This window comes from Streptomyces sp. NPDC027663, assembly GCF_055566415.1.
In genome coordinates this window covers 383,696-396,010 of the sequence record NZ_JBVHSK010000005.1, presented here as the reverse complement: position 1 = coordinate 396,010, position 12,315 = coordinate 383,696, and the positions used below count along the sequence as shown (strand labels likewise).

11 protein-coding genes are annotated in these 12,315 nt (G+C 73.0%); 1 reads left to right on the top strand and 10 read right to left on the bottom strand.

Going from position 1 to position 12,315, the window contains the following annotated elements; genetic code table 11:
• Positions 1-182: 182 nt before the first annotated feature.
• From ACZ4SF_RS17320 to ACZ4SF_RS17285, 8 genes are all read right to left on the bottom strand, one after another.
• Positions 183-566: a DUF742 domain-containing protein gene (locus ACZ4SF_RS17320; RefSeq protein ID WP_468384605.1), complete on the bottom strand. Its 384-nt coding sequence runs from the start codon at positions 564-566 to the stop codon at positions 183-185.
• Positions 567-570: 4 nt separating this feature from the next.
• A complete protein-coding gene (locus tag ACZ4SF_RS17315; RefSeq protein WP_468384604.1) occupies positions 571-1,005 on the bottom strand; it encodes a roadblock/LC7 domain-containing protein in 435 nt (144 codons plus the stop codon).
• Complete coding sequence (locus tag ACZ4SF_RS17310) at positions 995-3,541, bottom strand: sensor histidine kinase (RefSeq protein WP_468384602.1); 2,547 nt, start codon at positions 3,539-3,541, stop codon at positions 995-997. Before ACZ4SF_RS17310 ends, ACZ4SF_RS17315 begins: the two co-directional genes overlap by 11 nt.
• A 95-nt stretch (positions 3,542-3,636) precedes the next feature.
• On the bottom strand, positions 3,637-5,103 hold the full coding sequence (locus tag ACZ4SF_RS17305; RefSeq protein WP_468384599.1) for an HAD-IA family hydrolase: 1,467 nt from the start codon (positions 5,101-5,103) through the stop codon (positions 3,637-3,639).
• A gap of 14 nt (positions 5,104-5,117) precedes the next feature.
• On the bottom strand, positions 5,118-6,194 hold the full coding sequence (locus ACZ4SF_RS17300; protein WP_468384596.1) for an ABC transporter ATP-binding protein: 1,077 nt from the start codon (positions 6,192-6,194) through the stop codon (positions 5,118-5,120).
• 8 nt (positions 6,195-6,202) lie between these two features.
• On the bottom strand, positions 6,203-7,024 hold the full coding sequence (locus ACZ4SF_RS17295) for an ABC transporter permease (RefSeq protein ID WP_468384594.1): 822 nt from the start codon (positions 7,022-7,024) through the stop codon (positions 6,203-6,205).
• On the bottom strand, positions 7,009-7,908 hold the full coding sequence (locus tag ACZ4SF_RS17290; RefSeq protein ID WP_468384591.1) for an ABC transporter permease: 900 nt from the start codon (positions 7,906-7,908) through the stop codon (positions 7,009-7,011). The genes ACZ4SF_RS17295 and ACZ4SF_RS17290 overlap by 16 nt, the downstream gene beginning before the upstream one ends.
• Positions 7,905-9,065: an ABC transporter substrate-binding protein gene (locus ACZ4SF_RS17285; RefSeq protein WP_468384588.1), complete on the bottom strand. Its 1,161-nt coding sequence runs from the start codon at positions 9,063-9,065 to the stop codon at positions 7,905-7,907. Before ACZ4SF_RS17285 ends, ACZ4SF_RS17290 begins: the two co-directional genes overlap by 4 nt.
• A gap of 209 nt (positions 9,066-9,274) precedes the next feature.
• Between ACZ4SF_RS17285 and ACZ4SF_RS17280 the strand changes: the two genes are divergently transcribed.
• Positions 9,275-10,015, top strand: a complete 741-nt coding sequence (locus tag ACZ4SF_RS17280; protein ID WP_468384585.1) for a GntR family transcriptional regulator — start codon at positions 9,275-9,277, stop codon at positions 10,013-10,015.
• 177 nt (positions 10,016-10,192) lie between these two features.
• On the opposite strand, the gene ACZ4SF_RS17275 is transcribed toward ACZ4SF_RS17280, so the two are convergent.
• Positions 10,193-10,645: an Lrp/AsnC family transcriptional regulator gene (locus ACZ4SF_RS17275; RefSeq protein WP_201843557.1), complete on the bottom strand. Its 453-nt coding sequence runs from the start codon at positions 10,643-10,645 to the stop codon at positions 10,193-10,195.
• A 27-nt stretch (positions 10,646-10,672) separates the two neighbouring features.
• Positions 10,673-12,160: an amino acid permease gene (locus tag ACZ4SF_RS17270; protein WP_468384581.1), complete on the bottom strand. Its 1,488-nt coding sequence runs from the start codon at positions 12,158-12,160 to the stop codon at positions 10,673-10,675.
• Positions 12,161-12,315 lie beyond the last annotated feature (155 nt).

Below are 12,315 nucleotides of genomic sequence, written 5' to 3'. Positions count from 1 at the left end.
GGGGTCCCTCCCGCGCGAGCGAAGCCGAGCCTGGGGGTCCCTCCCGCGCGAGCGAAGCCGAGCCTGGGGGTCCCTCCCGCGCGAGCGAAGCCGAGCCTGGGGGTCCCTCCCGCGCGAGCGAAGCCGAGCGTGGGGGAGCCGTGCCGGGCGCCGCGAGCCGGTGAACCTTTCCGGTCACAGCACTAGAGGTCCCTCAGCCGCGCCACGATCTCCCTGAGCAGCCCCGGATCGGCCGCCGGGCCGGTGGCCACGATCCGGCGGGGCGGATCGATGCGGATGAGCCGGGCCTCGGCCAGGTCGCCGAGGAGCACGCGGACGACGGTCAGGGGCAGGTCGGCGTCCGCGGCCAGCTCCACGACGGGACGCGGGCCGCGCCGGATCAGTTCGAGCAGGGCGGCACCCGCGTGGTCGACGCCGGCGGCCGGACCGCCGGTGTCCAGCGCGGTGACCCGCGACATCAGGTCGATGGTGTGCCGGCCGTCGGGCCGGGTGCGGCCCCGGGTCACCGTGTACGGGCGCACCATCGCCCCGGTCTCGTCCTCGTACCAGTGCTCGTCGCTCACCACGCGGTCACGGGGCGCTGCGGGCCGCGGCGTCCAGATGGCGGCCGAGGCGGCGGACGAGCAGGGCCATCTCGTGGGCGAGCTGGCCGACGTCGGTGCCGGCCTCGCTGAGCACGGCGAGCCGGCTGCCGTGCCCGGCCGGAGTGATGAAGAGGTAGGCGTCCTCCAGCATCACCATGGTCTGCCGCACCTTCCCCGCACCGAACCGCTCCCCCGCCGAACGGGCAAGGCCGTGGAAGCCGGAGCAGACCGCGGCCAGATGCTCGATGTCCCGCCGGCGCATGCCGTCCGAGCTGCTGAGCGGGAGGCCGTCGGCGGTGAGCAGCACGGCCTGGCGGACGTGCTGCGTACGGGCCACGAGGTCGTCCAGCAGCCAGCCCAGGTCCGTGCCGGGCGCGGCGGGCTGCTCGGGGGTCTGGTCGTCACGGTCGTCACCGTGCATCGTCGGTGTCCGTCCCTTCGTCGGCGGAGCCGGTGGGCGCGTCGGCGCCACCGGGTACGGGCAGGCCCTTGCGGCCACGGTCGAGACCACGCTGGAAGGCACCGAAGATCGCCCGCATCTCCTCGGCGTCCAGCTCCGGCCCGGCAGCGCCGCCCGGTGCCGGGGGCTCGTCCCGCAGCTCCGGCGCGAGGGATGCCTGCCGGACCCGGGTGGGCAGCGCGGGCACGTCCGGGGGGCCGGGTTCGGCGGCCGGCCCCGAGCCGGGTCGCGGCGGGTCCGGCGGCTCGTCCGCAGCCGGGGGCCCTCCGCCACCGGACAGCTCCGGGGCAAGGCGCGGCGGGTCCGGCGGCTCGTCCGCCGCCGCGGGCCCTCCCCCACCGGGCAGCTCCGGGGCAAGGCGCGGCGGGTGTGACGACTGCCCGGCCGACGGCACGTGTCCTGCCACGTCAGCCGGCTCCGCTTCCGGTGCCGTGCCGACCGCGACCGCCGGCTGCCGCCCGGCGGCCCGCTTCCTCGACGGCAGCTCGGCCGCCCCGGCGCTCCCCCGCGTCTGCGGCAGCTCCCGCAAGCCGGCCGGTCGCGGCTCCCCGTCCCCGGCGAGCGGTGCCGTCCGGCCCGCCGCCGGTTCCGGCTCGGCCAGCACCGCCGGAGGCAACCGCACCACCGCGGTCGTCCCCCCGTACGGGGAGTCCCGGAGGGTGACCTCGATGCCGTGGCGGGCGGCGAGGCGGCCGACGACGTAGAGGCCGAGCCGGTCGTGCCGGGTGGGGTCGAAGGCGTCGGGGGCGGTGAGGGTGCGCTGCGCTCCGGCGCGCGCCTCGGCGTCGAGGCCGAGCCCGCGGTCGTCGATCTCCACGACGAACCCGCTGCCGACCCGCCCGGTGCGCAGCGTGACCTGGGTGTGCGGCGGCGAGAACGCGGTGGCGTTCTCCAGGAGTTCGGCGATCAGATGGACGACGTCGGCGACGGCGTCCGCCGCCACGCCCACCTCGGGCATCGGCGGCACGGCCACGCGCGCGTAGTCCTCGATCTCGCCGACGGCCGAGGTGACGACGTCCGCGACCGGTACGGGCCGGCGCCAGCGGCGGCCGGGGACGGCCCCGGAGAGGATGATCAGGCTCTCGGCGTGCCGGCGCATGCGCGTGGTCAGATGGTCGATGCGGAACAGCTCCCGCAGCACGTCCGGGTCGTCGGTGCGCCGCTCCAGCATGTCGACGAGCTTCAGCTGCCGGTGCACCAGCGCCTGGTTGCGGCGCGCGATGGTGAGCAGCACGGCGAACTGTCCCCGGCGCAGGCCGGCCTGCTGCACCGCGGCCTCCACGGCGGCCAGCCGCGCGGTGTTGAAGGACCGGCCGACCTGGCCGATCTCGTCGTCGTGGACCTCGTCGGCGGCGAGCGGCGGCGCCTCGGTCACCGCGTCGACGTCCTCGCCGGCGCTCAGTCTCCGCATGACGTCGGGCAGTTGCCGCTGGGTCAGGACGTCGGCCGCGTCCCGCAGGACCTCCAGGCGCCGGGAGATCCGCCGGGCGCCGCGCACCGCGAACCACAGCGACAGGGCCACGGCGGCCAGTCCGACGGCGCCTACGACGGCGGCCTTGGTCAGCTCGCGGTAGGCGAAGGCCCGCCCACGCGCGGCGGAGTTCTCGGCGGAGCTGGTGCACAGCTCCCGGTAGCGGACGACGGCCCGGTCGATGGTCGACCGCCAGCTGCCGGCCGCGACGGCCTTCCCCGCCCCGCCGGCACCGGCCCGCAGCAGCGCGTCCTCCTCGCGCACCAGCGAGCCGTGCAGTTCGCCGCGCTGGAAGTGCTCGAAGAGGCCGCGCGAGTCGGCGGGCAGGTCGGGCACATAGGTCCGCTCGAAGACGCGCCGGTCCTCGACGGTGGCGGTGAGGGTGTCGTACTGCCGGTCGGTCAGGGCACCGGCCGCCCGCGCCCCGGCGACCAGGGCGTCCTCGCGCGAGACGAACTCCCGTACCCGGACCAGCTCGACGACGACCTGTGCCTCACGGGCGAGCTGCCCGGCCTGCAGGGCCGTGAGCGTGGACTGCACGTCGAACCCGGGTTCCACGAGCGCGCTGTACTCCTCGACGGCCCGGTCCCAGGTGATGCCCCGGGACAGCACGCGCGAGCGCAGCTTCTCCAGCTTGTCCGTCGCTCCGACCATGGTGTCCAGGGCCTGCCGCTGCCGGTGGGTGAGCCGGCCGCGGTCGCCGTCGCGGACCGCCTGCCGCATGGCGTCGACGGCCCGGTCGGTGCGGCGCTGCTGGCCGAGCAGGCCGCCGGCGGCGGCCGGGTCGGGGCGGGCGCCCAGATAGGCGGCGGACATCCGGCGCTCGATCTGGATCTGTCCGATCGCGGTGTCCACGGGGGTGCCGAAGTCCTCGTACACCCCCTGGAGCCGGACGAGCGCGCGGAGTTCGGCGGTGACGGACACCATGGCGAAGCTCCACAGGGTCATCAGGGCGACCGCCGGGGCGAGCGCGAGCGCCACGATCCGCGCACGGACGGTGGTGGGACGGCCGAGGGGCCAGCGCATGAGGTACCTGCCGGTGTTACCAGTCAGTAGAAAGTGCGGGACAACCTACGGGATCGTCGCCCCGCACCGCAATGGTGACCTGGGGTAACCCCGAGTCACCCAGGGGGCAGCGCGAAGGTGGTGAGCACCGCCGCGTGGTCCGACGGCCAGTCGTTGTCCGCCACGTCCGGCCAGGGACGAGGCTCGCCGGTGACGACGGTGCGCGCATCCCGCACGGTCAGGCCGCGGTGCAGCACGTAGTCGATCCGGTCCTGCGGCTCGGGCCGGCCGCTGCCGTCCTCGTGCACGGGGTGGACCGGCGACCAGGTGTGCCCCGGCGCGGCGACCGGGTCGGGGTGGGCTTCCCGGTAGGAGTCGTTCAGGCCCGCCGCCTCGGCGGCCCTGGTCACCGGCCACTCGACGTCCGGCCGGTCCAGGTGCGAGGGACAGTTGAAGTCACCGACCAGGACGACCGGTACACCGTCCCGCGCCGACTGCTCGATCCGTTGCAGCGCGTCCCGCATCTGGGCGAGCCGCACCCCCTCGTGAGCGATCAGCTCGGCCGCCGGCAGCCCGTCGAAGACGGACTCGTACGGCCCGTAGGGCGTGTAGTGCAGATGCACGGTCCATACGTCGACCTCGCGGCCGGGGGCCACCGCGACACGCACGCCCGCGGCGCCGTAGAAACCGACGTCCGGGTCGCCGAACCGGGCGGTGATCGGGTGGCGGCTGAGCACGCCGAGGTTCTCACCGGCCCGGTGGTGGTGCCAGCCGAGCGCCTCGGCCAGCTCCTGGGCCGCGGTGCCGGCGGTCTCCTGGAGTCCGACGACGTCGGCACCGCTCTCCAGGATCACCTTCAGCTGCTTGGCGCGGTGGTCGTCGACCTTGCTGCCGCCGAGCCACAGGTTCCAGCTCATGACCGTCAGTCCGGGCGCGACCATGCGGCCCAGCCCCTCCGGGGTGACTCCGACCAGGCTGTCCCGTACGGTCCGCCCGGGTGCCGCGCCGATCGGCGCGAGGGACGGTACGGCGAGCACGGCGCATCCGGCGGCCTCGGCGGAGGCCACCCCCGTCTCGGTGTCCTCGACGGCCACGCAGGCGGCCGGCTCGACGCCGAGGGCGTGGCAGGCCGCCAGGTAGGGATCGGGGGCGGGCTTGGTGCGGGCGGTGTCGTCGGCCGTCACGGAGGCCGCGAACCGTCCGGCGCCGAGCGCGTCCAGGACGACGTCGGCCACCGCGCGCGGGGACGCGGTCACCAGGGCGGTGGGGATACCGGCGGTGGCCAGGGCGTCCAGCAGGTCCAGGGCGCCGGGGCGCGGCACGATCCCGGTACGGACGCGCTCGGCGAACTCGCGGTGCAGGTCGGCCGCGAGCTGTCCGCCGGGGCGGCCGGTGGCCGCGCCGAGCCAGGCGGCGGTGTGCTCGACGGGGCGGCCGAGCACGTCCGGCTGGTCGGCCTCGGTGAGCGGGCGCCCGGCGACCTGCTCGACGGCCTCCCACCACAGGCGCTCGGTGTCCACGAGCGTGCCGTCCATGTCGAACAGGACCGCCTGCAGCGGGAGGGTGGGGGTGTGGGGGGTCACGTCGGTGTCGTTCCTCACTTCTGGATGCGTTCGGCCACCAGCACGGCACGCTCGGGCAGCGACACGCCGACGGCCGCTCCGGCGCCGAGCCCGGCGGCCTCGTGCGCGGGCAGGTCGGCCTTGGCCTCGGTGCCGTCGGCGAGCCGCATGGTGACCCGGACGACCGCGCCGAGGAAGGCGGTGGCGACCACGCGGGCGCTGCCCTGCTCGTCGGCGTGCACGCGAACGGCCTCGGGCCGCACCAGTACGTCGACGGCGCCGTCCGGCACCTCGCCGTCGGCCGGCAGCCGCTGCCCGAGCACCTCCACCGTGCCGTCCTTCAGCTCGCCCGGGATCCGGCTCATGGTGCCGACGAACTCGGCGACGAAGGCGGTGGCGGGGCGGCCGTACAGCTCTGCGGGTTCGGCGCACTGTTCGAGGCGGCCGGCGCGCATCACGGCGACCCGGTCGGCGACCGACAGTGCCTCTTCCTGATCGTGCGTCACGAACAGGGTGGTGATGCCGAGTTCCTGCTGGAGCCGGCGGATCTCCTCGCGCAGGCTGAGCCGGACCTTGGCGTCCAGCGCGGACAGCGGTTCGTCCAGCAGGAGCACGCGCGGGCGCAGCGCGAGGGCGCGGGCGAGCGCGATGCGCTGCTGCTGGCCGCCGGAGAGCTGGTGCGGGTACCGCTCCCCCTTGTCGCCGAGGCCGACCAGCTCCAGCAGCTCCGCGGCGCGGGTCCGGCGTTCGGCGGTGCGGACCTTGCGCATGCGCAGCCCGAAGGCGACGTTGTCGAGGGCGTTCAGGTGCGGGAAGAGGCTGTACGACTGGAAGACCATCCCGGCGTCCCGGCGGTGGGCCGGGACGTGCGTGACGTCCCCGCCGTCCACCAGTACGGCGCCGGAGTCCGGGTGTTCGAACCCGGCCAGCATGCGCAGCGCGGTGGTCTTGCCGCAGCCCGACGGGCCGAGCAGCGCCAGGAACTCCCCCGGACGGACGGTCAGGTCGAGTCCGTCGAGGGCGACGGTGGAGCCGAACTCGCGGCGCAGTGAGCGGAATTCGACGGTGGCGGCCTTTTCGGCGACGGCCTTCTCGAGCGTGGTGGCGGTCATGGTGTGTGTCATCCCCGGGAAGGAGCGGTTCGGGAGCGTCCGCCGCCGGCACCGGCGAGCGCGAGGAGCAGGGCCCAGGTGACGAGCAGGCTGAGCACGGACACGGCGACGGACATCTGGGCCTGCGAGCCGCCGATGTTGTAGATCCACACGGCGAAGGGCCGAAAGCCCAGCAGCTGGGCGACGGTGAACTCGCCGAGGACCAGGGCCAGCGTGAGGAAGGCCGCGTTCAGCAGGGCGCCGCGCAGGTTCGGCAGCACGGCCCGGACGAGGGCCTGGGGCCAGGAGGCGCCGCAGCTGCGGGCGGCCTCGACGAGGGTGCGCACGTCGACTGCGCGCAGGCCGGCGTCCAGCGCGCGGTAGACGAACGGCAGCGCCATCACGACGTACGCGAGGACGAGGACGACCGGGAAGTTCTCGTCCTGGATCGCCACGAAGGTCTGGAACAGCGGGGTGTGGGAGAGGTGCTCCGGGCCCCACTTCAGCACGGTGACGATCCCGGCGACGAAGGCGATCGGCGGCACCACGAGCGGCAGCGAGCACACCACCTCCACCACCGGCCGCAGCCGGGGCGCGCCGAGCCGGAGCGCGACCACCGCGGGCACCATGAGCAGCAGCACGACCGCGATGGTGGCCACGGCCAGCTCCAGCGAGAGCAGCAGGCTGGAGGCGAAGCCCTCGGTGGAGAGGATCTTGCTGTAGGCATCGAGGGTGATGCCGTGGCCGGGCACGTCGACGGTGAAGATCACGGACGCCGCGAGCGGCACCAGGAAGTACAGGGCGGCGAGACCGAGGACGACCCACCGCCAGAGGGTCAGGCGTCGAGCCATCGGGCACTCCGTCGCTGAAGGGGCAGGTACACGGCCATGACCAGGCCCGCGACCAGGACCATGTCGAGGCTGAGGGCGAGGGCGACGTTCTCCTGGCCGACCAGCACGTTGCCGGAGAGGGCGTCGGCGATCTGCAGTGTGACCAGCGGAACGGCGCTGCCGACCATGGCGGCGGCGGTGGCGTAGGCGGCGAAGGCGCTGCCGAACAGCAGGACCAGACCGCCGAGCAGGGAGGGCGCGAGCACGGGGAGGGCCACGTGCCGCCAGTACTGCACGCCGGTGGCGCCGTTGTTCAGGGCGGCCTCGCGCCACTGGGAGCGCAGTCCGTCCAGGGCCGGGGTGATGGTGAGGACCATGAGGGGGATGAGGAAGTACAGGTAGACGAGGACCAGGCCCCAGAAGCTGTACAGGTCCCAGCCGCTGTCCTTCAGACCGAGGTGCACGGTCAGAACGCCCGCGTTGCCGAGGGTGGCGACGAAGGCGAAGGCCAGCGGGACGCCGCCGAAGTTGGCGAGCACACCGGAGGCGGTGAGCACGGCCTCGCGCAGCGCGCGGGAGCGGGAGCTGACCACGGCCTGCGCGAGCGGCAGCCCGAGCAGGGCGCCGAGCGCGGCGGAGACCGCGGACAGCTTGACGCTGCCGAGCAGCGCGGTGAGGTACGGCCCCTGCAGCGAGGTCGTCAGGTTGGCGCCGGTGTAGGAGGCGGCGCCGCTGGTGGCGTCCTTGACCGTGAAGGCGCCGTCCACGATGGCCACGGCGGGCAGCCCGAAGGCGATCGCCGTGAACACCAGCAGCGGCACCACGGCCAGCCAGCCGGGGGCGCGGCGCCGCCGCTTCGCCGAAGCGGCGGGCGCCACGTCCGCGCGCGTGAGGGCGGCGGTCATCCGGAGACGGCCTTCCCCCAGCCCTGCGCGAGGGCCGTCTTGGCCTTGCTCTGCTGGTCCTCGGTCGGGAAGGTGGGCGTGCCGGTGACCTTGGGCAGCTTGGCGGCGGCCGTCTTGTCGAGGGTGCCGGCCTTGTCCATGGCGGTCATCAGGGCCGGGCGGGCGTATCCCTTGAGCCACAGGTTCTGGCCCTCGGCGCTGTAGAGGTACTCCTGCCACAGGCGGGCGGCCGCCGGGTGCGGGGCGTCCTTGTTGATGGCCTGGGAGTAGTACTGGGCGTACTGGCCGTCGCTGGGGATGGCGACCTTCCAGTCGACGCCCTTGGACTTGAACTCGTCGGCGTAGCCGGCGTTGAGGTAGTCCCAGTCGATCGAGATCGGCGTCTCGCCCTTCTCGACGGTGGCCGGGGTGGACTCGACGGGCGTGTAGTTGCCGTTCTTCTTGAGCTTGGCGAAGAAGTCCAGGCCGGGCTGGATGTCGTCGAAGGAGCCGCCGTTGGCCAGGGCCGCCGCGTACACGCCGCCGAAGGCCGAGCCGGACTTGGTCGGGTTGCCGTTGAGGGCGACCTGGCCCTTGTACCGGGGCTCGAGGAGGTCCTTGAAGGTGGTCGGGCACTCCTTGACGCGTCCCGCGTCGCAGCCGATGGAGATGTAGCCGCCGTAGTCGTTGAACCAGCGGGCCTGCGAGTCCTTCTGGCCTTCGGGGAGGTCGGCGAAGGAGGCCACCTTGTAGGGCGCGAGCAGGCCCTGCTGGGCGGCGCTGAGCGCGAAGGAGCTGCCGAGGTCGAGGACGTCGGGGGCGCGGTCCTGGCCCTTGCGGGAGGTGACGGCGTTGATCTCGTCCTGGCTGGAGCCGTCGGGGCTCTCCACCTCGATCTTGATGCCGTACTTCTTCTGGAAGCCGTCGATGAGGGCGCCGTAGTTGGCCCAGTCGCGCGGGATCGCTATGGCGTGCAGCGTGCCCTCCTTCTTGGCCGCCTTGACCAGGGCGTCCATGCCGCCGAAGTCGGCGGCGGAGGTGGCGGTGGCGGCGCTCTTGCCGTTCTTGGTGGCGGTCGACGCGTTGTCGGGGGCGGCGCCGCAGGCGCTCAGCGCGAGCGCGGCGACGACGGCGAGGGAGCCGCCGAGGACGGCGTTTCTCGGCAGGGACACGGTCACGGTCTCTCCAGGGGACGCACGGGAGTGGAGTAGTGCGGGGAACTTGTCTGAACAAGTTGGCCTCAGTACGCCCGTCGCCGGTGTCGTGTTCGTGAACACTGATCAAACGACAGGCCCCGTTTCCCTGCACACTTCCGGCTGACACGGATCACCGGAGGTGTGGATTAGGCTGGTCACGCTGTGCACAGTGAGCTGAGCAGAGGGGAAGCATGACGGCGCGACACGAGGAGATCGCCGGCGAACTGCGGCGGGCGATCGACCGCGAGGAGTACACGGTCGGCAGCCGGCTGCCCTCGGAGTCGGAACTCGCGGCGCACTACGGCGTCTCACGCGGGACGGTCCGCCAGGCCGTCGCGACCCTGACCGCGGAGGGGCTCATCGGCTCCCGCCAGGGCGCCCGCCGGGTCGTGCTCGCCAGCCGCCGCAGCCAGAGCTTCGCCGAACTGCGCAGCTTCGCCCAGTGGGCCCGGGCGATGGGCCGCGAGGCCACCGGCCAGGTGGTGTCACAGGAGTACCGCCCGGCCACGCAGGAGGATGCCGTACGCCTCCAACTGCCCGTCGGCACCCCCGTGTTGCACGTGGTGCGGGTCCGTGGCCTGGACGGTGAGCCGGTGCTGCTCGAGCGCACGGTGTACGCCGACTGGATCGCCCCGGCGGTGAAGGCCATCGAACCCGACTGCGCATCCGTCACCCAGCGCCTGTACGACGACACGGGTCTGGTCTTCGCCTACGGGGAGCACGTGATCGACGCGGTCGCCTGCGGCGCGCTGGACGCCGAGCTGCTGGGGGTGCGCCGGACGAGCCCGCTGCTGCGGGTGCGGCGGGTGACGACGACGCCCGAGGGCCGCCCGGTGGAGTGGTCCGACGACCGCTACCGCTCGGACGCGGTGAGCTTCAGCGTGCGCAATTCCATAGGAAGCAACGCGCTGGCGCGGAAGACCGCGGAATAGAACCCGGGGCGCCTGGTCGTACGCCGGGTGCGGACCGTCGTGGTTTCTCGCGCAGTTCCCCGCGCCCTTTCAGGGACGCTGCAGCTGAGCGCCCTTCAGGGGCGGGGGGAACTGCGCGACCAGCCGACGACGGCCCGCACCCGGCACACGACCGGACGCCCCGAGCCCGAGTCCCCCTTACCCCGGCGCCCCTGAGGAGAAGCGCCGCAGCAAGGGCGACAGCACCAGAACCGACTTGGTCCGCTCGACGAACGGCTCTCCTGCGATCCGCTCCAGCACCCGCTCGAAGTGACGCATGTCGGAGGCGAAGACCTGGGCGATCGCGTCCGCGTCGCCGGTGACGGTCGACGCGGCCACGACCTCCTGATAGCGCTCCAGACCCCGCTGGATGGTCTCCGGGGACGTGTTGCTCCGGCAGTAGATCTCGATGTACCCCTCGGTCTCCCAGCCGAGCGCTCCCGGGTCCACCCGGACGGTGAATCCGGTGATGGCTCCGGTGGCCCGCAGCCGGTCCACGCGCCGCTTCACCGCGGGCGCGGACAGGCCGACCATCTGCCCGATGTCCGCATAGGAGCGGCGGGCGTCCTCGGCGAGGGCGTGCACGATGCGTTCGTCGAGATCGTTCAGCACAGGGGGTGGTTCACTTCTTCGGTCCGGTCACTTCTCTGCCGTCACCGCGAGGTCCTCACCGGTCGCGAGACGGGAACGGCGATAGCCGTACAGGAAGTAGAACACGAGCCCGACGGCCATCCAGACACCGAACACGATCCAGGTGACGGAGTCGAGGCTGAACATGTTGTACGCGCAGAACCCGAAGCCCAGCACCGGCAGCACCGGCCCGAGCGGCACCTTGAACGTGCGCTCCAGCCCGGGCCGCTTGTAGCGCAGGACGACGACCGCGATGTTGACCAGGGCGAAGGCGAACAGCGTGCCGATGCTGGTGGCGTCGACCAGCTTGCCCAGCGGGATCAGGGCGGCGAGCACACCGCAGAAGAGCGACACGATCACCGTGTTGAGGCGGGGGGCGCCGGTCTTCGGGTGGATCTTGCCGAGCGCCTTCGGCACCAGGCCGTCGCGGGACATCGCGAAGAGGATGCGGGTCTGGCCGTAGAGCACGGTGAGCACCACGCTGGCGATGGAGATGACCGCGCCGAGCGCGAGCATCGTGCCCCAGAAGGTCTGCCCGGTGACGTCGTTCATGATCGCGGCGAGGGTGGCCTCGGAGCCGTCGAACTTCTTCCAGTTCCAGGCGCCCACGGCGACGCCCGCGACGAGCACGTACAGCGCGGTCACGATGATCAGCGAGAGCATGATCGCCCGCGGCAGGTCCCGCTTGGGGTTCTTCGCCTCCTCGCCGGCGGTGGAGGCGGCGTCGAAGCCGATGTACGAGAAGAACAGCGTGGCGCCGGCGGCGCTGACGCCCGACATCCCGAGCGGCATGAAGTCGCGGTAGTTGCCGGACTTGAAGCCCATGAAACCGACCGCACAGAACAGCACGAGCGCGGCGATCTTCACACAGACCATGATCGTGTTCGCGCGGGCGGACTCGCGGGCGCCGCCGAGCAGGAACACCATCGCCAGGAGGACGACGATCAGGGCGGGCAGGTTGACGATGCCGCCCTCGCCGGGCGCCGAGGACAGCGCGGCGGGGATGGTGACGCCGATGGTGCCGTCGAGCAGCTCGTTCAGGTACTCGCCCCAGCCGACGGCGACGGCGGCCACCGACACGCCGTACTCGAGGACGAGGCACCAGCCGCAGACCCAGGCGACCAGCTCACCCAGCGTTGCGTACGCATACGAGTAGGAGGAGCCGGCGACCGGGATGCTGCCCGCCAGCTCGGCGTAGGACAGGGCCGAGAAGAGAGCCGTGAGACCGGCGATCACGAAGGCCAGGGTGACGGCGGGACCGGCCTCGGGAACGGCGTCGCCGAGGACGACGAAGATGCCGGTGCCGAGGGTGGCACCGATGCTGATCATGGTCAGCTGCCACAGCCCGAGGGAACGGCGCAGCTGGCCCCCCTCACCGTGGCCGCCCTCTGCGACCAGGCGTTCCACGGGCTTGCGACGCATGAGGCGCGCGGCGACGCCCGGGGACGCGGGGGCGGCCGGTATCTGGTTCTGCGGGGGTGCGCCATGGTCGAGCACGCGTGGGCTCCTTATCGCTGCCGGTCTTTGCGGGTACGGACCGGCACGACTGCCGGCCCTCGTGGACGGGGACCGGTGGGGCCTGCGAGGGCAGGAACCCACCGAGCGGGGTCCCCGCCACGCCACGTACTAGCGCATGACCCTACGAGGCAGGC

Excerpts from the sequence above, each read along its gene's own strand:
- ACZ4SF_RS17315 (WP_468384604.1), bottom strand. The coding sequence starts at position 1,005 with ATGCACGGTGACGACCGTGACGACCAGACCCCCGAGCAGCCCGCCGCG.
- ACZ4SF_RS17310 (WP_468384602.1), bottom strand. The coding sequence starts at position 3,541 with ATGCGCTGGCCCCTCGGCCGTCCCACCACCGTCCGTGCGCGGATCGTG.
- ACZ4SF_RS17300 (WP_468384596.1), bottom strand. The coding sequence starts at position 6,194 with ATGACCGCCACCACGCTCGAGAAGGCCGTCGCCGAAAAGGCCGCCACC.
- ACZ4SF_RS17295 (WP_468384594.1), bottom strand. The coding sequence starts at position 7,024 with ATGGCTCGACGCCTGACCCTCTGGCGGTGGGTCGTCCTCGGTCTCGCC.
- ACZ4SF_RS17290 (WP_468384591.1), bottom strand. The coding sequence starts at position 7,908 with ATGACCGCCGCCCTCACGCGCGCGGACGTGGCGCCCGCCGCTTCGGCG.
- ACZ4SF_RS17280 (WP_468384585.1), top strand. The coding sequence starts at position 9,275 with ATGACGGCGCGACACGAGGAGATCGCCGGCGAACTGCGGCGGGCGATC.